The organism is Deinococcus alpinitundrae (assembly GCF_009982895.1).
Taxonomy (GTDB): Bacteria; Deinococcota; Deinococci; order Deinococcales; family Deinococcaceae; genus Deinococcus; species Deinococcus alpinitundrae.
Window position 1 is genome coordinate 195,380 of the sequence record NZ_WXZL01000006.1, and the last position, 19,148, is coordinate 214,527.

Annotated in this window: 19 protein-coding genes, 3 tRNA genes and 1 pseudogene; 9 read left to right on the top strand and 14 right to left on the bottom strand. The window is 65.9% G+C overall.

All coding sequences use genetic code 11. The features are described from left to right. Positions 1-51: 51 nt before the first annotated feature. From GUI70_RS07930 to GUI70_RS07940, 3 genes are read right to left on the bottom strand one after another with little or no spacing between them, the layout of a single operon-like run. Complete coding sequence (locus GUI70_RS07930; protein ID WP_237724781.1) at positions 52-849, bottom strand: LolA-like protein; 798 nt, start codon at positions 847-849, stop codon at positions 52-54. Then, positions 846-1,199, bottom strand: a complete 354-nt coding sequence (locus tag GUI70_RS07935) for a hypothetical protein (RefSeq protein WP_161881746.1) — start codon at positions 1,197-1,199, stop codon at positions 846-848. Before GUI70_RS07935 ends, GUI70_RS07930 begins: the two co-directional genes overlap by 4 nt. Next, entirely contained in the window at positions 1,196-1,789 is a 594-nt protein-coding gene (locus GUI70_RS07940; protein ID WP_161881747.1) for an RNA polymerase sigma factor, read from the bottom strand. Before GUI70_RS07940 ends, GUI70_RS07935 begins: the two co-directional genes overlap by 4 nt. A gap of 91 nt (positions 1,790-1,880) precedes the next feature. On the opposite strand from GUI70_RS07940, the gene GUI70_RS07945 reads away from it, so the two are divergent. The 3 genes from GUI70_RS07945 (at position 1,881) to GUI70_RS07955 (ending at position 5,860) form a co-directional block, all read left to right on the top strand. After that, positions 1,881-2,642 (top strand): APH(3') family aminoglycoside O-phosphotransferase, encoded by a 762-nt coding sequence (locus tag GUI70_RS07945; RefSeq protein ID WP_237724782.1) that lies wholly within the window; start codon positions 1,881-1,883, stop codon positions 2,640-2,642. A 273-nt stretch (positions 2,643-2,915) separates the two neighbouring features. Continuing rightward, complete coding sequence (locus GUI70_RS07950; protein WP_161881749.1) at positions 2,916-3,113, top strand: hypothetical protein; 198 nt, start codon at positions 2,916-2,918, stop codon at positions 3,111-3,113. Between the two features lie 188 nt (positions 3,114-3,301). Beyond that, the gene (locus GUI70_RS07955) at positions 3,302-5,860 is read left to right on the top strand and encodes a S8 family serine peptidase (protein WP_161881750.1); all 2,559 of its coding nucleotides are present in this window, start codon (positions 3,302-3,304) and stop codon (positions 5,858-5,860) included. 70 nt (positions 5,861-5,930) lie between these two features. On the opposite strand, the gene GUI70_RS07960 is transcribed toward GUI70_RS07955, so the two are convergent. The 3 genes from GUI70_RS07960 to GUI70_RS07970 form a co-directional block, all read right to left on the bottom strand. Next, positions 5,931-7,529: a sensor histidine kinase gene (locus tag GUI70_RS07960; RefSeq protein WP_161881751.1), complete on the bottom strand. Its 1,599-nt coding sequence runs from the start codon at positions 7,527-7,529 to the stop codon at positions 5,931-5,933. 101 nt (positions 7,530-7,630) lie between these two features. Beyond that, a complete protein-coding gene (locus tag GUI70_RS07965) occupies positions 7,631-8,308 on the bottom strand; it encodes a response regulator transcription factor (RefSeq protein ID WP_109827840.1) in 678 nt (225 codons plus the stop codon). Between the two features lie 56 nt (positions 8,309-8,364). Further along, on the bottom strand, positions 8,365-9,618 hold the full coding sequence (locus tag GUI70_RS07970; RefSeq protein WP_161881752.1) for a glutamate ligase domain-containing protein: 1,254 nt from the start codon (positions 9,616-9,618) through the stop codon (positions 8,365-8,367). A gap of 79 nt (positions 9,619-9,697) precedes the next feature. On the opposite strand from GUI70_RS07970, the gene purE reads away from it, so the two are divergent. Both purE and purK read left to right on the top strand, forming a co-directional pair. Continuing rightward, a complete protein-coding gene (gene purE / locus GUI70_RS07975; protein ID WP_272952860.1) occupies positions 9,698-10,237 on the top strand; it encodes a 5-(carboxyamino)imidazole ribonucleotide mutase in 540 nt (179 codons plus the stop codon). Beyond that, complete coding sequence (purK, locus tag GUI70_RS07980) at positions 10,234-11,346, top strand: 5-(carboxyamino)imidazole ribonucleotide synthase (RefSeq protein ID WP_272952861.1); 1,113 nt, start codon at positions 10,234-10,236, stop codon at positions 11,344-11,346. Before purE ends, purK begins: the two co-directional genes overlap by 4 nt. A gap of 74 nt (positions 11,347-11,420) precedes the next feature. Here purK and tig read toward each other — a convergent pair whose 3' ends face one another. The 4 genes from tig to GUI70_RS08000 form a co-directional block, all read right to left on the bottom strand. Next, complete coding sequence (gene tig / locus GUI70_RS07985; protein ID WP_161881753.1) at positions 11,421-12,815, bottom strand: trigger factor; 1,395 nt, start codon at positions 12,813-12,815, stop codon at positions 11,421-11,423. Positions 12,816-12,922: 107 nt separating this feature from the next. Further along, positions 12,923-13,007, bottom strand: a tRNA-Leu gene (locus tag GUI70_RS07990). A gap of 78 nt (positions 13,008-13,085) precedes the next feature. Further along, a tRNA-His gene (locus tag GUI70_RS07995) sits at positions 13,086-13,162 on the bottom strand. 92 nt (positions 13,163-13,254) lie between these two features. Then, positions 13,255-13,824: a gamma-glutamylcyclotransferase family protein gene (locus tag GUI70_RS08000; RefSeq protein WP_237724783.1), complete on the bottom strand. Its 570-nt coding sequence runs from the start codon at positions 13,822-13,824 to the stop codon at positions 13,255-13,257. A 155-nt stretch (positions 13,825-13,979) separates the two neighbouring features. Between GUI70_RS08000 and GUI70_RS08005 the strand changes: the two genes are divergently transcribed. Next, positions 13,980-15,197, top strand: coding sequence for a S1C family serine protease (locus GUI70_RS08005; protein WP_161881754.1), 1,218 nt, complete (start codon positions 13,980-13,982; stop codon positions 15,195-15,197). Positions 15,198-15,228: 31 nt separating this feature from the next. Here the strand turns inward: GUI70_RS08005 and GUI70_RS08010 are convergent, their stop codons facing one another. Next, a complete protein-coding gene (locus tag GUI70_RS08010; RefSeq protein ID WP_237724784.1) occupies positions 15,229-15,945 on the bottom strand; it encodes a DUF421 domain-containing protein in 717 nt (238 codons plus the stop codon). Beyond that, positions 15,942-16,157, bottom strand: coding sequence for a hypothetical protein (locus GUI70_RS08015; RefSeq protein ID WP_161881755.1), 216 nt, complete (start codon positions 16,155-16,157; stop codon positions 15,942-15,944). Before GUI70_RS08015 ends, GUI70_RS08010 begins: the two co-directional genes overlap by 4 nt. A 53-nt stretch (positions 16,158-16,210) precedes the next feature. Here GUI70_RS08015 and GUI70_RS08020 point away from each other — a divergent pair, with 53 nt between their 5' ends. Both GUI70_RS08020 and GUI70_RS08025 read left to right on the top strand, forming a co-directional pair. Next, complete coding sequence (locus GUI70_RS08020) at positions 16,211-16,765, top strand: 5-formyltetrahydrofolate cyclo-ligase (RefSeq protein ID WP_161881756.1); 555 nt, start codon at positions 16,211-16,213, stop codon at positions 16,763-16,765. 40 nt (positions 16,766-16,805) lie between these two features. Beyond that, positions 16,806-16,881, top strand: a tRNA-Lys gene (locus GUI70_RS08025). Between the two features lie 215 nt (positions 16,882-17,096). Here the strand turns inward: GUI70_RS08025 and GUI70_RS08030 are convergent. Beyond that, positions 17,097-18,128: a Brp/Blh family beta-carotene 15,15'-dioxygenase gene (locus GUI70_RS08030; protein ID WP_161881757.1), complete on the bottom strand. Its 1,032-nt coding sequence runs from the start codon at positions 18,126-18,128 to the stop codon at positions 17,097-17,099. 231 nt (positions 18,129-18,359) lie between these two features. Next, complete coding sequence (locus tag GUI70_RS08035) at positions 18,360-18,596, bottom strand: hypothetical protein (protein ID WP_161881758.1); 237 nt, start codon at positions 18,594-18,596, stop codon at positions 18,360-18,362. A 106-nt stretch (positions 18,597-18,702) separates the two neighbouring features. Here GUI70_RS08035 and GUI70_RS08040 point away from each other — a divergent pair. Beyond that, positions 18,703-19,050 (top strand): annotated as a pseudogene (locus GUI70_RS08040) (IS630 transposase-related protein); the annotation flags it as partial. Positions 19,051-19,148: the final 98 nt, after the last annotated feature.

Consider the following 19,148-nt stretch of genomic DNA (forward strand, 5'->3'; position numbering starts at 1 on the left):
GTTTGAATCAGTTCAGGGTTGACAGGCGTTCGGGAACAGTGAGCGTCAGCTCTACGGATTGGAGTCGCCCGGCGGCGCAAATGTTCCCAGGGCGCTGGCATCGCCGGGCCGCACCCCTTTGAGGGCCGCCTGAAGGTCCGGGACTGCCAGGTTGCCGACCAGCCACACGAAGCCGGTGCCGACCGGACGCGAGGCCACGCCCTGCGCCGCCTTGACGTTCTTCTGGGCCAGCACCAGCGCCAGCACATTGACGCCGTCACTGAGGTTGAGACTGAGATTGGATTGCCCGCCCGCTTTGCGCTGGCCCACCCCCACCGGCTCGAAACCCGGCGGCAGTACCAGTCCCGGCAGGGCCAGCCTCAGTGCCTGCCCCAGCCCCGACAGGAGGTCGGCTTTCAGCGGCTGGGCGCGTTTTTGCAGCTTATCGGCCCGCAACAGTTCGGCGCGGCGGGCCAGCGTACCGTCTGCGCCCCGTTCTTCGTAGGCCAGTGGCACGTTCCAGCTGGTGTCCACCCAGATGCGCCAGCTCGCCGCCGCGCCGACCTTGGGCGTCAGGGTATAGACGCGGGTCGGGCGGCCCGCCACCGTCTCGGCAACGCCCGGCTTGACGGTGAAGTTTTGCCGCAGCAAGCGGGGAAACACCTTGATCGGCGGCAGACTGGCGGCCCGGCGAACCGGCACGGCGCGCGGCGGAAAGAGAACCGTCAGGCTGGCGTCGCCGCGTACGACGAATTTGAGGTTCCTGTTCAGCGCGCCCAGCAGCACGTCGGTATCGCTGGGCGGCGTCATCTGTGCGGTGGCCAGCGAGCTTGCCAGCAGCCAGGCGGCTGTCCCCAGGGCGCGCCTCACCACTCGCTCCCCAGCGCCGAGGTGTAGGCGTCGTAGGCGGCGCTGCTGGCGAGCACCGGCTGGAACGTGGTCGTCAGCATGGGCCGCAGCACCAGCACCCCGCCGAAGAGGGCAGCGGCAGCCAGTAGCGGCGGCCACCAGCGCAGCGGGCGGGGTGGGCGGCGTTCCGGTGAAGAGGCGGATTCGGCGGGTAGCATTTCGCTAGGTAGCGTCTCGCGCTTCAAAAAGCGCTGCGCCGCGCCCAGGTCCTGCGGGGTCAGCTGCCGCGCCTGGGCAAACAGAGCGTCCAGGGCAGCATCGTCGAACGCTTCTGGGTCAAAGGTCTTGGGGGGGTCAGACGGCGGCTTCATGACTTGACTCCTTGTTTCGGGGTGGGTTGCTGGGGGGTCGGCACATCCCAGCGCCCGCTGAGTAATACGCGGAGCTGGGCGCGGCCCCGGCTGATTCTGGATTTGACGGTACCGAGTTCGACCCCCAGCACCTCGGCAACCTCGGCGTAGTCGAGTTCGGCCAGTTCGCGCAGGGTCACGGCCTCGCGCACGCCCTCCGGCAACTGGCGCAGGGCCCAGGCCAGCAACTCGCGCAGCTGGGCCTGCTCACCGGCGCGGGCCGGATCGTGGTGGGCAGTGGGTTCGGGCCAGTCGTCGAGAGACTCGGGCTGTTTTTTTCTCAGCGCCGCCGCGCAGGCGTTCAGGGTGATGCGGTGCAGCCAGGTGCTGAATCTGGCCTCGCCCCGAAAGGAGTTCAGGTTTCGGTGCACGCTGACAAACACCTCCTGCACCACGTCGTCGGCGCTGCTCGGTCCCACCAGGCTGGCCGCCAGGCGGTGAACCTGGGGCGCATGGCGGTTCAGCAGCACCTCGAACGCCGCCGCTCCCCGGCTCCCGGCTTCCCCGGAGCGGATCAGATGGATGAGTTGTTCGTCGGTGTCGGTGTCCATGCCTGGGGCCGCCCTGCTCACGCGCCTTGTCTCTTGGAGTCGGGTGGAGTGCAAAAAGTTCCCGGTCCCCGCCTTTGCTACTCTAGGCCGCGTGAGTCTGAACCTGCCGCCGGAACTCAGACGGGTGCTGCCCGCCGCCCGCTGGGAAGACGTGTCGGGCGAGTCGGGAGCCACCACCTGGCAAAGCCGCAACTACTTTGTCAAGGTGCAGCCGCGCGGCCTGCCCGAGAGCCTGCGTACCGAGCAGGCCAAGTTGCGCTGGCTGGTCGGGCGCGTGCCGGTGCCGCGTGTGGTCGGTTACGCTGCCGACGAGGCGAGCGAGTACTTGGCCACCACCCGTCTGCCAGGTGTGCCGATGCACCATCCCGACGCCCTGCTGCATGCCCGGCGCAATGCCGAACTGCTGGCCCGCGCCCTGCGCGAACTCCACGCCCTGCCGATCCGCGACTGTCCCTTCAACGCTAGCCTGGCCGTCAAGCTGCGGCAGGCCCGCGAACGGGTGGAAGGCGGACTGGTGGACGAGGCCGACTTCGACGCCGAGCGGCTGGGCCAGTCGGCAGATCAGGTGCTCAGGCAGCTCCTCAAGACGCGCCCCGCTGCCGAGGACTTGGTTGTCACGCACGGCGACGCCTGCCTGCCCAACATCCTGGTGTCGGGCGAATACGTCGAGGGCTTCGTGGACGTGGGCCGCCTGGGCATCGCCGACCGCCATCAGGATCTGGCACTGGCCTGCCGCAGCCTGCGCCGCAATGAGGACGAAGACCTGGCGGAGCATTTCCTGAACACCTACGGCCCAGCCCTGATTGATCCGGCGAAACTGGCGTACTACCAAGCACTCGACGAACTGTTCTGATCTGCGGATTTTCTGAGCCTGCCAAATGTGTAAGGGTATGAGCGATCAAGCCGCGCTGGGACAGGATTTAATTGACCTTTAGAACCCCCTTAACGTGTCAAATGTCCTTTTCTATTTCCGTCCCTGTCAAGTAAAGTAAGGCCACTAACAAACCTGCATGTCGGACTGCTTTTGGTTGCAGACCTGTCCTATATAGAGGCGAGACTTTTTCATCAGTCTGCCAGGCAGCGTTGACTTTGGCGTTTGTTTCGAAGCTTTAAAGGGGGGAGTAGAGTGTCAAATATCATCTGCACCTGGGTTCCAGGCACCACCGATACGATTCGCCTGATGACCAAGCAAAAGACCCTGAAAATTAAACTCCGCCAGGTTGTTTCTCTACTGGGGCAGCAGGCGGTCAACGATCTTTATCTAAGGGGCCGGTTTTCCAAGGTCGTGACGCCAGAGGAGCTGGAACAGTTGTTGAGGGCCTGAAACGCTTCGGCGTCACCGGTTTGCAATTCCCCATCTATTTCAAGTCAAGAGAGCTGAGCGCGACGTAGGTGATCGCGCCCGGTTTCTTTGCTGTTCCCGGTGCGGCGCTGACCGCACTCTGACGTCCTCTTAAGCATTCCTCACCTTCGACTTAGGGCGCGTCATCTGCGGCGAGGCATACTGCCTGCATGATTAAACGCCCACTGCTCCTTCTCGGCGCGGCGCTGGCCGTGGCCAGCGCCACCCAGGCCTCGGCAGGTCGGCTCTCGCCGGATCTGCTGACCAAAGTCAGGTCCAACAGCACTGCGCCGATCGGCGTCATCGTGCGTTTCAGTGTCTCCAACTCAGCCCAGGGCCGCGATCTGTTCAAGAATTTGCGGACGCAGCTTCAAAACAGTCTCGCCAAGCTCGGCCCGGCGGCGGGGTTTGTCAACGCTGCCATCAAGCAGAGCGGCGCGGAGCTGTGGCTCGATCAGTCCATCTTCCTCAAGCTGACGCCCGCCCAGATTCGCGCCCTGGTCACGCTGCCGATCGTAGACGAGATCTTCGAGAACTTCAAGGTTCAGATTCCCAAGGCCCAGGCGCTCAGCGCAGCGAGTGCGCCCACCGGCGTGCCGTACCACTTGCAGGCCATCGGCGCAAAGCAGGCCCAAGCGGCGGGCTTTAAGGGACAGGGCGTGCGCATCGGTCACCTCGACACCGGCATCGACCCCAACTCGCCGGAATACAAGGGCAAGATTCTCAACTACGCCGAGTTCAACGGTGACGGCGACAAGGTAAACAGTCAGCCGCATGACACGGCTGAGCACGGTACCCACACGGCAGGGCTGCTGGTCGGCAACACGGTGGGTGTGGCTCCCGATGCCCGGCTGATCAGTGCCCTGGTGCTGCCCGACGGCTCTGGCACCTTTGCCCAGGTCATTGCAGGCATGCAGTGGGTCCTCGACCCCGATAACAACGCCGACACCAACGACGGCGCGAACGTGGTCAGCATGAGTCTGGGCTTGCCTGGCACCTATCAGGAATTTGTGTTGCCCGTCCAGAACATGCTCAAGGCGGGCGTGGTACCGGTCTTCGCCATCGGTAACTTCGGCCCCACGGCGGGCAGCACCGGCAGCCCCGGCAACATCCCCGACGTGATCGGTGTCGGTGCAGTCGATCAGAACGGTCAGGTGGCCTCGTTCAGCAGCCGGGGTCCAGTGGCCTGGACCGGGGCCTACAGTGGCACCTTCGTCAAGCCCGACGTGGCGGCTCCCGGCGTGGCGATCACCAGTAGCTTCCCCGGCGGCGGGTACGGCTCGCTGTCCGGTTCCTCGCAGGCTGCCCCCATCGCGGCGGGCGCGGTGGCCGTGATGCTGGGAGCCAAGCCCGGCACCAGTGTGGACGCTGTCAAGCAGGCGCTGTATTCGAGTGCGTCCAACAACGGCCAGAAAAACAATAACACCGGCTACGGCCAGATCAATCTGCCCGGCGCGCTTGCCAAGCTGGGCGTCAGCGTCGCGGCTCCCGCGCCCACCCCGGCACCGGCCCCGGCGCCTGCACCCACCCCGGCACCGGCTCCCACGCCGACCCCCGCGCCGACGCCGACACCAGCCCCCACGCCAGCCCCGGCTCCGGCACCCACTCCGACGCCCACAGCGCCCCCGGCCAACAATAACGTGGTCCCGCCGGCCGGCTACACCTTCTGCGCGCCCGAAGGCGGCTCGTGCGACTTCAAGGGCGAGCGGCAGGCGGCTTTCGGCGCGAATGGCCGCTACATCTCCGGAACTGCCACCGACGGCTTCAAATGCACCGTGGCGGAGTGGGGATCAGACCCGGTACCGGGTGCAGCCAAAGCCTGCTTCCTGAAGCCTGGCGCAGCTCCTGCGCCCACGCCCACCCCAGCTCCCACGCCGACCCCCGCGCCCAAGCCGCCGACCTCCAGCAAGCTGCCCAGCGTACTGCTGGTGGACGATGACATGGGCCAGGGAGCCGACGTGACCACCTACCTGCGTGACGCCTTGAAGGCCAACGCCGCGCCAGGCGGGGCGTTTCGCTGGGACGTGCAGAGCCAGGGCGCGGTGCCACTGGGCGAGCTGAAGAAGTACAACATCGTGTTGTGGCTCAGCGGTGAGCAGTACAGCAACACCATCACGGCAGCCGATCAGCAGAACTTGCAGCAGTACTTGGCGGACGGCGGCAATCTGGTCGTCAGCGGCCAGGACATCGGCTACGACATCGGCGAGAGCAACTTCTACCGCAGCATCCTCAAGACCCAGTTCGTGGCCGACTCGTCCGGCACGACCAAGTTCGTCACCAGCGGCGTGCTTGGTAACGTGGGCTACACCCTCAACGCCGACGGCAGCGCCAAGGATCAGGTGTACCCCGACGTGATTGCCGATATCGGCGGCGGCGTGGTGGCTGGATCATGGGGCAGCGCTGGAGCGACGGCAGCCACCATCCAGGCCCAGAGCATCGGCGCGGACAGCAACAAGGCGCGTGCCCAGACCAAGAGCGGCAAGCCGCGCGGTCTGGTCGAGCAGGTGGCGACCAGCGTGCTGCGCCAGCTCGTCGGGCAGGCAGGCAACGGCAAGCCGGTCAAGCAGCCCGCGGTACGTGCCCAATCGGCCGGCCAGGACGCCGGGGCCGTCGTACTCAACGACGCAGGCCGCTACCGCACCGCCACCTTCGGCTTCGGGCTGGAAGGCCTCTCGCCCAGCGCCCGCTCATCGCTGCTCAAGGCCACCTTCAACTGGCTGATGCGCTGAGCTGATCTCAAATTCCCTTCCGAAAAAAGCCCGCCTTCCGAAATGGAGGGCGGGCTTTTTCGTGGCCCCTTCACGCCACGTCGTCGTTCGCCAGTTCCAGATTTCCCCTGGGCAACCAGACGTTGACGGTGGTGCCGCTGCCCACCTGACTCTTGAACCAGATGCGCCCGCCGTGGGCATCCACAATGCTGCGGGCAATCGCCAAGCCCAGCCCCGCGCCGCCCTGGTCGCGGCTGCGCGATTCCTCCACCCGATAAAAGCGGTCGAACAGTTTCTCCAGATGCTCCGGGGCGATGCCGGGGCCGTCGTCACTGACGCTCAGCAGCACGCCGCTCTCACCGCTGTCCTCAGGATCGGCGCAGCTGCTCAGCTCGACCTGGCTGGACCCAGCCTTGAGTGCGTTGCTGACCAGATTGATGACGACCTGCTTGAGCCGGTCGGGGTCGCCTTCCAGCACCTCGTCGCTGCCGGTCACGCTCAGCACCGCTTGTTGGGCCTGGGCCAGCGGTTGCAACTCGCGGGCGATCTCGCCCAGCAGCACCTTGGGCAGCACCAGCTGGCGGCGCAGTTGCATTACGCCGCCGTCGGAGCGGGCCAGCTCCAGCAAGCTGCTGATCAGGTTGGTGAGGCGCTCGGCCTCACTGCGAATGATGGTCAGGCTCTCGCGCTGGCCCTCGCTGGGGCTGGTGCGCCGCAACAGGTAGCTGGCGTGGCCGCTGATGGCCGTCACCGGAGTGCGGAGTTCGTGGCTGGCGTCAGAGGTAAATCTCCGCTGGGCCTCGAACGAGTCTTCCAGGCGGCCCAGCATCCGGTTGAGCGCCTGGGCCAGCGACTGCACCTCGTCACGGGTACTCGGCTCCGGCACGCGGGCGTTCAGGGTGCGCCCCCCGATCTGCTCGGCGGCCTTCTGCACCTGCCGCAGCGGCCTGATTGCCTGGCCCGAGAGCAGGTAGGCCCCCACACTGCTGATGACCAGCCCGCCCACAAATAGCACCCACATCAGCGACCTGAGGCGGTCGAGCGTGTCGTAGGTCGGCTGTAAGCTGCGCCCCACATAAATGAGGGCGGCCTGGGTCAGCGGTTTGTTGTCGATGGCAATGCCGGTCTGAATTTCGGAGAGCTGCACGTACACCTGGGTCGGCACCGGATCGTCGAAGGCCGCCTGGGTCGGTATGGTCAGGTCCAGCCCGCGTGAGGGGTCACTCAGCAACTGGGTCAGCTGGGCATCGCTTAATTCAATAGGCGCGTTGGGGTCAATGCCCACTGGCAGGCGATTTTGCGGCGCGGTCCGCCGGACGAAGTTCAGCTCGGCCAGGTGGTCTGACGGCTCTCCTTGCAGCATGGCTTGCTGCAAGGTATCGACGCTGGTGACCAGCGGGTCGATCTGAATGCGGTAATTGGGAAAGCTCTGACGCAGGGTGGAGAGCGTGCGTCCACCGGGGTCGCTCGAATCACCCAGCAGCCCGCCGCTCAGGCGGCCCAGCGGGTCGAGTGGAGAGCTTGGCAGCACGAGACGGTTGATCTGCCCAAATACGTTACGCGCCAGATCTTCCTTGATGCTGCGAATGAGGCTGTTTTGCATGATGCCCAGCACCAGCACCGCCAGCAGGACCAGCACCGTCGCCAGCAGTACCGTATAAAAAAGGGTCAGCCGCCCGCGCAGGGTCATGCAGGCGGCCTAGTAAAGTGGAAGATGGAGGGTGGGAGGGCAGACATGCCAGCCAGTCTACAGGCCAGCCGTGAGCCGCGGGTTTCCGGCGCTGAGGCGGGTTATTCCTCGCGCAGCACGTAGCCCACGCCGCGCACGGTATGGATCAGGCGGCGCTCGCTCCCTTCCTCGAGCTTGCGGCGCAGGTAGCCGATATATACGTCCACGACGTTGCTGCCGCCGGTGTACTCGGGCCAGACCTTCTCCTCGATCTCGAAACGCGAGAAGACCTTGCCGGGGTTACGGGCAAGCAGTTCGAGTAGCTCAAATTCCTTGGCCGACAGCTCGACACGCCGTCCACCCCGAAAAATCTCGCGTCCGTCGAGATTCATGACCAGATCGGCCACCCGCACCTCACCTGTCACCGCTGGATTGACCCGGCGCAGGTGGGCGCGGACGCGGGCCAGCAGTTCCTCGATCGAAAAGGGCTTGATCAGGTAATCGTCGGCTCCTGAGTCCAGGCCCTCGACCTTGTCCTGAATGCCGTCCTTGGCCGTCAGGATGATGATCGGGGTGTTGGAAGTCTTGCGCACCCGGCGGGCGACTTCCAGGCCGTCGAGCACCGGCAGCATCAGATCGAGAATGACCAGATCGGGGTTGACTTCACGGAATTTTGACAAACCGGTCACGCCGTCGAAGGCCACCTCGGTGGCGTAGCCTTCGGCGGCCAGTTCCAGCTCGATAAAGCGGGCAATGTCTTTTTCGTCTTCGATGACGAGCACCAGGGGCTTGCGTTCCATAGCTTCACCCTACGTTTCATTCTCATGAGAAGGGGGGTGTGGGGCTTAACCACATTTCATCTGGCCCATTCGAGCAGCAGGGCGCGCACTGTTCCGGCCAGATACAGGCTACCGGTGACCAGCAGCGTGCCGCCTGGCGGGGTGAGGGTCAGGGCACGCGCGAAGGCGGCAGCGATGTCCTCCACCGCCTCGCCGCCAAAGCGCCGGGCCAGCTCACGCGGATCCGTGGCTAGGTCGCCGGGAGCCGTGAAGACCCGCCTTGGTGCGAGGGCCAGCAGCGGCGCGAGGGTCGCTGCGGTGTCCTTGCGGGCCAGATTGCCGAACAGCAGCACGTCGGCCACTGGGACGGCTGTAGCCAGGGCCAGCGCCGCGTGCGGATTGTGTGCGCCGTCGAGCAGTACGGTGATGCCTGCTGCCCCATTTCCAGGCAACGCGAAGCGCTCCAGCCGGGCCGGGTGATCCGCGTTCAGGGCAGCCCTGACGCTACTGCCGAAGCCCAGCAGCCGCAGGGTGGCGACGGCCAGCCGGGCGTTCCCGGTCTGGTGCGGCCCGGCCAGGCGCGGCGGGTGCGGCAGCTCGAACAGCGCCGGGTGGGTCTGCGGCGTGTAGAGGGGCGCCCCCCGCTCGGCGGCCACCTGCCGGACCGTGTGCAGCGCCTCACCGGCAGCGGCGGTGGTCAGCAGCGGCACGCCCGGCAGCGCCGCGCCCGCCTTGTCGCGGGCGATGTCGCTCAGCCCCGGCCCCAGCACCGCCGTGTGGTCGAGTGCCACATTGGTCAGGGCCACCGCCGCGACCCGGCGCAGTGCCTGGGTGCCGTCCGAGAGGCCGCCCACGCCCGCTTCCATCACCGCCCACGGCACCCCGGCGCGGGCGAATGCCGAAGAGGCCAGTCCCAGCGTCAAATCGAAGAAGGCCGCGTCCGGGGCGTACTGCCGTGCCCAGACGATGAAGGCGGCGCTGCGGCGTGGGTCGAGTTCCTGGCCGCCGATCCGGATACGCTCCTCGAATCTTTCCAGATGCGGACTGGTAAAGCGTCCGGCCATCAGCCCGGCGGCCAGCAGTCCGGCTTCCAGCATGGCGCAGGTGCTGCCTTTGCCGTTGGTGCCGACGACCCGGATGCTCTGAAACAGCTCGTCCGGCGAGCCGAGCTGGTCGAGCAGGACCCGTGCCCGCTGCGGCCCCCGCGCCTGGCCCTGGCGGGTGCGCGAGTAGAGCCAGTCGTAGTCGGGCTGCGTCTGGTCCGACGATCCTGGATGGAGCTGTTCTCGTTCAGGCCAATCCGCTTCGGGGAAGTCACCGGGCCGCGTCATCTCTGGCGCACGATACGCCATCTGCCAGGGTAGGGCAGAGGAGAGGTAACCCGGCGGCCCAGCCCGCTACACTGGCCGCGTGACGCTTTCCCCTCAGCAGATTCAAGAACAGCCCATTCAGGTCGGCGTGGTCATGGGCAGCCGCAGCGATTTCGACACCGTGAGCGGCGCGCTGACCGTGTTGGCACAACTCGGCGTCGGCTACGAGGTGCGGGTGCTCTCGGCCCACCGCACGCCGCAGCTGCTCTCCAGCTACGCAGTGCGGGCCGAGCGGCTGGGATTCTCGGCCATCATCGCGGCGGCGGGCGGCGCGGCCCACCTGCCTGGCATGCTGGCCGCTTATGGCCGGGTACCGGTGCTGGGCGTGCCGGTCCAGAGCAGGGCACTCAGCGGTCAGGACTCGCTGCTGAGCATTGTCCAGATGCCTGCCGGAATTCCGGTGGCGACCTTTGCCATCGGCCCGGCGGGAGCCAGAAACGCCGCTCTGTTTGCCGCCGCCATGATCGCCACCACCGACGCGGCCCTGCGTCAGCGCCTCGACGCGTTCCGGGCCGCCCAGACCCGGGCGGTGCTGGACGATGCGTACTTTGAAGGCCATCCTCAGGCGGGCGAGGCGTGAGCGCGCTGTTTCGAGCGGGCACCCTGGGCATTCTCGGCGGCGGTCAGCTGGCCCAGATGCTGGCGCTGGCTGCCCTGCCGCTGGGCGTGCGGGTGGTGGTGCTGGAACCCGATCCGCAGGCTCCGGCCCGCGGCTGCGCCGAGCACATCCAGGCTCCCTACACCGACGCGGCGGGGCTGGAACGCCTCTCTCAGTGCGACGCCGTGACGCTGGAATTCGAGAATGTGCCGCTCTCGGCGCTGGCCCAGTTGGAAGGCCGGGTGCCCGTACGGCCCGCCGCGTCGCTGCTGGTGCGCAGCAAGCACCGCGCCCGTGAGAAGGAGGCGCTGCACGAAGCGGGGGCCGGGACCGCTCCCTATGCGCTCATCAACACTGAGGCCGATCTGCCCGGCGCGCTGGAACGGGTTGGCAGGCACGGCGTCCTCAAGACGGCCGAACTCGGCTACGACGGCAAGGGCCAGGTGCGCGTCGCGGCGCAAGCGGACCTCGACCCGGCCTGGACTGAGCTGGGTCGGGTGCCCTGCGTGCTGGAAGGCTGGGTTCACTTTGCCCGCGAGGTCAGCCTGGGGGTGGCGCGCACGGCAGGCGGCGAGCTGGCTTTCGGCGGCCTGATAGAGAACGTGCACCGGGCGGGGGTGCTGCGCCTTAGTGTGTACCTGCCAGGCGACCCCGCCGAGGCGCAGGCCCGTGAACTGGCCCGTCGGGTAGCGGAGCGCTGGCAACTCGAAGGCCTGATGACGCTGGAATTCTTCGAGCTGCCCGGCGGCGAACTGCTCGTCAACGAGGTGGCCCCCCGCGTTCACAATAGTGGCCACCTGACCCAGGACGGCGGTGGCGTCAGCCAGTTCGAGGCGCAGGTGCGGGCGGCTCTCGGCTGGCCCCTGCACGACTTCGCACCGAAGCTGCCCTGTGCGATGGTCAACATTCTCGGCTGGGTCGAGGGCCAGGAACCCGACTGGCAGGCGATTCTGAAGCTGGAAGGCGCGAGGCTGCATCTTTACGGCAAGGCCCACAAGCCGGGACGTAAGCTGGGGCACGTCAATCTGGTCGCGCACGACGAGGCCACGCTCTGGGCGCAACTTAGCAGGTTGGAGATGCTGATTCCTTGAGCCGGTCCGACGGATTCAGACCAAACGAAAGGAGGGAGAAGCCGCTGTGGACTTCTCCCTCTCAAGTGTTGGGTTTACTCGCTCTTCGTGTCCTCAGCCTGGGCCTGCTCGCCTGACTCCGAATGCGCTTCTTCAGAAGGAGCAGACTCGGCGCTCACCGGCTCGGCTTGCGTTTCTTCAGGCGTCGTCGCTTCGGCCTGAGTCGTCTCGGGTTGGGCTTCCGGCGTCTCTGACTTCGGCGCGAGCTGGGCGAGGGCCTGGGTCAGCGCCTTTTCGCGCACGATGCTGGCGTAGTAGCTGTTGAGACCCTCCGGCCCGAGCTGGGTGCGCAGTTGCTGGGCTGTCAGTTCGTTGGCCTGGGCCAGCGCCATCATGGTCTGGTTGAATTCCTGGTCGCTGACGCTCACCTGCATGTCCTCGGCCAGCTGCTCAAGGGCCAGATCGCGGCGCACCCGGCTCTCGGCGTTCTTGTCGAGGTCGGCCATGAATTCGTCGAGCTTGCCCTGCTCCTTCATGAAGCTCTCGTACTCGCCCCACTTGACGCCCTGACGCGAGAGGTCACTCTGAATCTCTTCCATCATGGCGTCGCGGCGGCGCGTGAGGAGCGCTTTGGGAATGGTGGTCTCCATTCCGGCGACGAGCTGCTCGATGAACTCCTCGCGGCGGGCGGCCTCGCCTTCCTGCTGGGCGCGGCGGGTCAGCTCGGACTTCAGGTCGGTGCGCAGGCGCTCCATGCTCTCGAAGTTCAGGCTCTTGGCAAATTCGTCGCCGAGTTCCTGGCGCTGCTTGTGGCGCACGTCCAGCACCTTGACTTCCACAGTGTGCTCGGGGTGCTCGTGGTCGCCGTGCTGGTGGGCGGGCACGTTGATGCTCACCTCTTCACCCTTGCTCTTGCCGCTGAGGGCCGCCTGGACGTGGGGCTCGGCCACGTCCAGGTAAATCGGGTAGCTGCCGCCCTCCTCGCCGGTTTCCTCGATCATGATCATGTCGTTGCCCTCGGCGGGCCGCTCCACGCTCTCGAAGGTGGCATTGCGGTCTTGCAGGTCGCTGAGGGTGCGCTCCATCACCTCGTCGGTGATTTGCGGCGCGGCGGCGCTGAGTTGCGCGGCCTTCCAGTCACCGAGCTTGACCTCGGGGTAGGTCTCGCCTTTGACGCTGAAATCGAAGGCCTGACCGTCTTTGAGGGTCGCTGGGTTGATCTCGGCGTCCACTAGGCTGAGTTTCAGCTCACGGGCGGCCTGGGGGTAGTGGACCTGCAGGAGCCGGTCACGAACCTCGTTCTCGACGTAGCCCGCGCCGACCCTCTGCTCCAGCACCTTCTTGGGGGCCTTGCCGGGGCGAAAGCCCGGCACGCGCACGTCGCGCGACAGCCCAGCCCAGACCTGCTGGTAAGCGCGGCTGACCTCTGCGGCAGGAACCGACGCCTTGAATTCGACTTTGTTGCCCTCTCTACTCATCAGCTCTGCCATGGTTTCTCCCGTTGCGCCGCGCGCTTCTTTAAGTGGTGCGACTGCTTTTTTGATTTCCCTGGCCTGTGGCAAAAAGAACGGCCCCATCACAGGGCCGCCGTTTCTGCTGGTGCGAGGAAAGGGACTTGAACCCTCACATCTTTCGATACCAGATCCTAAATCTGGCGCGTCTACCAGTTTCGCCATCCCCGCGTGTGACTCACCGGCCTAGAGCCGACTTCCGTCAGCACGTGGGGCTTTTCCGGCGCAGCTCTGGATCCTCTGTGTCGTTGGGGTGGATTAGGGGACTTGAACCCCCGGCCTCCGCTTCCACAGAGCGGCGCTCTAACCAACTGAGCTAAACCCACCGTACTTACCGGACCGGCTCGGTCCAGCTTCCTGCATTTGCTCAAAGCCTGCGCTGTGAGCCTGACTATGCTAAAGAATCACTCCCCGGGTGTCAAGCACCCAGGCCGGAAGTCGGGCCGCCGCCTTCATCTTCCGGCGTTTCCCAGGTCTGCCGGGGGCCCTCTAGGTGGCGCTCTGGCACGTCTGCCCAGCGGCCCGACACCACTGGCACGAAGCCTGGCGCTTGCCTGCGCCCCGGTCGGGCATACAGGTACACCCAGGCCGGGGCCAGGCCATCAGCCGTCTGCACGCTGACCCGGACACGCTGGTACAGCGGCGGTGAGAGGTGCAGGCCTTCCAGATCGTCGAGAAAAGGGAGGGCGCGGGGCCAGCTTGCGGCGGTATAGGTGTAGAGCCAGCCGTGAACCACGCTGCTGGCCTGCGGCTCTTCGAACAGTGCCGGATACCCCTCGGGGCGCAGATCGGCCAGCACCACGCCGCCGAGCTGGGCCATCTGTGCTTGATATTCGCCGCCTTGCCGGGCGACGCTTTCCCAGCGCTCGCCGGGCATCAAGGTGCCGTAGACGAACACGCTGGTCAGCTCGGATGGCCCACTGGATAAGGGTTCACTGGACAGCGAATCGTCCATTGACGGAGCACCGGACTGGAAAGGCGAAGACATGACTTTAGAGTAAGACATGCGCGGCGCTGAACTCTGCTTGGAGGTGCGGCGTCCACAGGAGCAAGCGGCATACTTCAGGTCAGATGAACGGCGTGCAGGGCGGCAACTGTCAGACTTGCGCCCATTTCTCACCCCCAGGTGGAGCACAGTGGAGCATGTCGCCCATAAAATCCGGTTCGGGCAGGATCAGGCAGGAAGCCAGATGGGTTCTCGGCCTCGCGCTGGCCCTCGCCGCTGTCGCTGCCGCGCAGGGCACGGCCCCCCAGCTCAGCACGCCGCTGCCTCCCTTGACGTCCCCCACTGGCGAGGCGAGTGCCCCCGCGCCCAAACCGTTGACTCAGAGTGAGCAAAAGAGTTTGGGCAGCATCTTCACCAAGTCCCGGCCCGGCAGCCTGCGCTTGGAGCAGTGCCCGGTGACCGGAAGCTGCGAGCCGCCCGACGGCGAGCCTGACGGCCTGGGCAGCGCCTTTGTCATCGAATCGGGCGCGAACGGCACGCTGGCGCTGACGGCCTACCACGTGGTGTTCGGGGCCAAGAAGCTGGTGGCCGTCACGCTCGACAAGGCCCGCTACCCGGTGACGGTGCTCGGCTACGACGACGGCCACGACGTGGCCCTGCTGAAGATCAACGTGCCGACCGGGCGCAACCTCTCGGTGCTGCCGCTGGCCGCCGCCATGCCCAAGGTCGGCCAGAGCGCGCTGGCCATCGGCAACGGCAACGGCGACTTCCTGGTGTCAAAGACCGGGCGGCTGACAGCGCTGAACGTGGCGGCCAGCCGAGCCGACTTTCCACCGGGCACGCTCGAACTGACCGCGCCGCTGGTACCGGGCGACAGCGGCGGCCCGATTCTCAATGCGCAGGGCGAGGTCATGGGCATCGTGAGCTACATCAGTGCCATGCCCACGCCGTTCGGGATCGCCACCCGCTCCTCGTATGCCGTGCCGGTCACCAAGAACGCGCCGATTCTGGCCCAGCTCCGGGGTGGGCTCAAGGTGGACGCGCCGGTTATCGGACTGCGCTCGTTCGGAAATGGGACCATCGCCGATGAATACTTTCCCACGCTGGGCCTGGGCACGATGTCCGGCGTGGTCTTCTCCTCGGTGACCAGAGGCGGCCCCGCCGACAAGGCCGGGCTGAGGCCCCTCAAGCCACTCAAAACCGACCAGAACGGCATCCCCACCCGGCTGAGCGGCGACGTGATCACCGCCATCAACGGCGTGCGGATTCGTAGCTTCGACGAACTGCTCAGCGCGGTGCGGGCGCGGCAGGTGGGCGACGTGATCAAGCTCAGCGTGGTGCGCGACGGCAAACCGATTCCGGACCTGAGCCTCAGGCTGGGGCCGCGTACCATCACGGCAGACGAGCAGCCCTGAGTCCGGCAGGGCCGGAGTCGGTTATGGACGCTCAGGAGTGGGCCAGCGGGTCGTTGACGGCAGGTGTGAAGCCCAGCGACTCATCGCACACCGGACAATGTCCCGGCACCACGCCGCCTGCCGCCAGCGCACCGCAGCTCAGGCAGGCCACTGGGTTGCCGTGAACCGTGCCAGCTAGGAGGACACTGGGCGGTTCCAGATCCCAGGGCGGCACGATCGGCAGGCCTAGCGGCGCGCTGCCGGACGGGTGCGTGAACAGACTGAGCTGGCCATTTTGCTCGAAGTAAGCCCGCTGCACCTCGCCGAGCTGCCGGACACTGTGGTTTCTGAGGGTCTCGCACACGTCCTCGCGGCTGAGTTTGGCGCGTTCGAGTTCGTCGAGGCGCAGGCAACCGCCGCGCACCAGTTCGCTGGGCCGGCCCTCGATCAGGGTCTCGATGCGCTCGCTGCGGCGAATCAGGAGCGCCATCGCGTGTTGCAGCCCCACCACCAGGGCCATCACCAGCATGGCGTGCAGCAGCGGCACCTCGGGGTAGAACATCGGGTCGCCCACCGCCGAGCCGAGCGCAATGACGATGGCGAACTCGATGGCGCTGAGCTGCGCCAGGCTGCGCCGCCCGGTGGCCCGCAGCAGCATGATTAGCCACACGAAGACCACCAGTGTTCGGAAGGTGATCTCCAGATAAAACAGGGGCGGCGCGTCGCCCACGAGCAGCCGGACCCAGTCGAAGGGGGCCACGTCGCTCACGGCTCCGGCCAGTTCCCGTGCAGATCGGCTTCGCTGAGGCCCAGCCCGGCCAGGATCTGAGGGCGGGTCCAGCCGATCAGGCTGCTCAACTCAGACAGGGTCTGCTCGAAGAGTGGAGCGTTGGCCTGGGCCTCTAGCAGGCCGGATTGCCGCAGGGTGAGCCACAGTGCGTTGCGGCGCTCCAGAAAGGCGCGGGTACTTGGGGTGGGCATGGAGTAGTTTAAGTTCAACGGCGCATGGCGGCATCGGTGCTAAGCTCCCGCACGTGGACAGGCCGCCGATTAACGCTTCCAAAACCGAGTGGCGCGGCTGGGCCAGGGGGCGCCAAGCCAAGCTGCCGGACGTGTCGCAAGCGGTCTGTCAGCAGCTGCGGGTCTTTCTGCGGTCACAGGGTGCGGCGGTAGTGCTGGCCTACCGGGCACTGCCGGGTGAGGTCGACGTCTCGGCTCTGGGTGCCGACTTCACCCTGCTGGCCCCGCGTGCCCATTTCCGGCCCACGCCGCGCCTGACGCTGCACGCCTGGGAGAGCGCCACCGAGCCGAGCCGCTTCGGAGTGCTTCAGCCGCCGCTGGGCACCCCGGAAATCGGTCAGGCTGCGGTGGACGCCGTGCTGCTGCCGGGCCTAGCCTTCGACGTGGCGGGCGTGCGCCTGGGCTACGGTGGGGGCTTCTATGACCGGCTGCTGGTGGGCTGGCCAGTGCTGACGGTGGGCGTGGTGGCCGGTGCGATGCTGCTGCCTGCGCTGCCGCGTGAGGCCCACGATCTGCCGGTGAAGTGGCTGGCGAGTGAGGCGGGGGTGCACTCCGCGCGCCGGGCTTGACAGCTTCTGGCCGAGTGCCTATACTCCCCTTCGCCCTCAAGGGCCGTTAGCTCAATTGGTAGAGCAGCTGACTCTTAATCAGCGGGTTGTAGGTTCGAGTCCTACACGGCCCACCATACAGAACACCGTCCAGCACGGTGTTTTTCTTTTTGGATTCTCTGTTTCCACGCGTCCCGACGCGGCAAACTTCACTAGCATGTCATTACCGGCTCAAAATGGTCGCCGCAGGCGGGCATGGACATGAATGGCGAAGGCTAAGTCGGTATGCTCCAGCCAGTCACTAGACTGTTTGGGCTGATTGGTCCCTCTCTGTGCTGATCTGACACCGTCCCTATTCCCGCCTCAAGGACTGTGCGCCCTGGAGAGACCGACCCACCACATGGGCGAAGGTGCGGTCCATCATGCCGACGAGCAGCGCGTGAGGCAGGGTCAGGGCGGCGATGAGGGCCAGGTACAATGCTGTCAGATCGTCAGCGCTATTCAGGCGCGGCACGCTCCACAGCAACAGGCCGCCGAGCAGCAGCAGCGCGGCCAGGGTGATCGGCGTCAGGTCCAGGGCCAGACGGCACAGCGCCTTGACGCTGACAGGACGCAGGTGTAGCGGCCCGGAGTTCAGTTCCAGCAACCGTCCCAGATGCCGCCAGGAGTGCCACAGCGTGAAGTACAGGCCTATGGACAGCTCGGCTGGTACCCGCATGAACACCAGCAGCAGCAGCGCGACCTCGGTCAGCTCGGTCACGGCAGCCCAGCGGCTGACAGAACAGCATAGGGTGTTGACTACTGAGACGAGCAGCACGGCCACGAAGGCCACAGTCAGACCCTGGAACAAGCTGGCGCTCCACAGCGGCCCCGCCGGAAGCGGTGCGTGGAATGCCCGTGCGGCGCTGCGGGCCAGGCGTTCATAAGCGTCAGGAAAAGCCAGAAACGGCACGACGATGGGCAGGCTACCGCGCAGCAATAATGTTGCGCCGCTGTGCCAGGTCCGGGTGCGGCCCAGCTGCCGCTCCAGGAAATCCAGATCGCCATGTCCCCAGTGCAGCGCGGAGGTCAGCAGAAAGCCCCAGTACGCCACTACCGGCCACAGCGTCCAGAGCTCCAGATACAGCAGCACCACGCCCAGGTAAGCCAGCAAGAACAGCCCGAGCCCCGTCCATCTTCTCGTCAGCCGCCAGCCTTGTCGCAGCGGCACCAAGTGGTCGAGCGCTCCATGTGGCAGGCCGAACAGCACGGCGCTCAGCAGCAGCGGCACGAGGGCATAGCGCTCTAGTACGGCTGAAAACAGGCTGAATAGCCAGAGCAGGCCGATCATGGCTGCCCAGGGAACGGCGAACAGAAGCGGGACGGCGAGCCGCTGGTGGGTCATGCGTGGTGTGGCTGGGGACGAGATTAGTTTGGGGGGCTGAAAGTGAGTCACGGCGTACCTCTGGGAGCAGACGGGTGAACGGAAAGAGTGACGAGATGCAGGAGGTGAGTAAGCGTGCCTCATGCATCTTTCTTTCGAGCAGCCAGAGAAGTTCGTGCCCGAACCGATGACAACGCCGCCCGGATGCTGAGCAGGCGGCGTTGTGGCTGAGGTGATCTTGAATCGGCGCAGCTACGCGGTGCGTCCGGCGTCCTGAATGCTCACGATCGAGATGTACGTGATGGTCAGGAGCGCGATGACAGCGTAGATCAGACGCAAACCAATCAGGTGCGGCCCCAGAAGATCGCTGCGAAAGTGGTCGAGGGCCAACGCCAAGGCGACGAGCAGCAGCAGTCCCGTCCCCACGAGACCCTGGTGGCGGCGTACAAAAGCGGACAGGAGCGGAACGGGCCTGGCAAGTTCAGTCATGCGGTCTCCCTGGGAAGGACGGTGTCAGGAAGGGTGAGGACGGCCCATGCTGTCTCTGGCTGTCCTCACCCGCAAGGGTTATTAGAGCATTTGACATAATAGCTTCATGAATACAGCCGGGGTACGTGGGTATAGCTTGGAGCTTCGGACTCGAATTGTCGCGCTGGTGGTGGGCGGCGCTTCGCCAGACGAAGCGGCACGGCACTTTTCGGTGCATGTCGACACGGTCAAAAGTTACTTGGAGCGGCACCGCCAGAACACCTTGCACGTTGTGGCCAAGCCGACGGGCCGTCACCGCACGGTGACGGCCCTCCACGAGCAACAACTTCTGGCCCAGCTTGAAACGCACCGGGACGCCACCCTACAAGAACATGCTGATCTGCTCGAGGCTGCAACAGGATTGAAGATCAGTTACAAAACGGTCGACCGGGTGTTTCGCCGTCACAAGATCACCTGGAGTGAACCCAAAACGCAGGACCAGCAGGCAAGTCACTTCTAGGTTGGATGATAGCGGGCAGCGAACTCGGCAGGGGGGACATAGCCAAGACTGGA

Coding starts and splice junctions, on each gene's coding strand:
- GUI70_RS08000 (WP_237724783.1), bottom strand. CDS start 13,824: ATGTCTTCGCCTTTCCAGTCCGGTGCTCCGTCAATGGACGATTCGCTG.
- GUI70_RS08030 (WP_161881757.1), bottom strand. CDS start 18,128: ATGACCCACCAGCGGCTCGCCGTCCCGCTTCTGTTCGCCGTTCCCTGG.
- GUI70_RS07965 (WP_109827840.1), bottom strand. CDS start 8,308: ATGGAACGCAAGCCCCTGGTGCTCGTCATCGAAGACGAAAAAGACATT.
- GUI70_RS07960 (WP_161881751.1), bottom strand. CDS start 7,529: ATGACCCTGCGCGGGCGGCTGACCCTTTTTTATACGGTACTGCTGGCG.
- GUI70_RS07955 (WP_161881750.1), top strand. CDS start 3,302: ATGATTAAACGCCCACTGCTCCTTCTCGGCGCGGCGCTGGCCGTGGCC.
- GUI70_RS07970 (WP_161881752.1), bottom strand. CDS start 9,618: ATGACGCGGCCCGGTGACTTCCCCGAAGCGGATTGGCCTGAACGAGAA.
- GUI70_RS08015 (WP_161881755.1), bottom strand. CDS start 16,157: ATGCCCACCCCAAGTACCCGCGCCTTTCTGGAGCGCCGCAACGCACTG.
- GUI70_RS08035 (WP_161881758.1), bottom strand. CDS start 18,596: ATGACTGAACTTGCCAGGCCCGTTCCGCTCCTGTCCGCTTTTGTACGC.
- GUI70_RS07940 (WP_161881747.1), bottom strand. CDS start 1,789: ATGGACACCGACACCGACGAACAACTCATCCATCTGATCCGCTCCGGG.
- GUI70_RS07935 (WP_161881746.1), bottom strand. CDS start 1,199: ATGAAGCCGCCGTCTGACCCCCCCAAGACCTTTGACCCAGAAGCGTTC.
- GUI70_RS08005 (WP_161881754.1), top strand. CDS start 13,980: ATGTCGCCCATAAAATCCGGTTCGGGCAGGATCAGGCAGGAAGCCAGA.
- tig (WP_161881753.1), bottom strand. CDS start 12,815: ATGGCAGAGCTGATGAGTAGAGAGGGCAACAAAGTCGAATTCAAGGCG.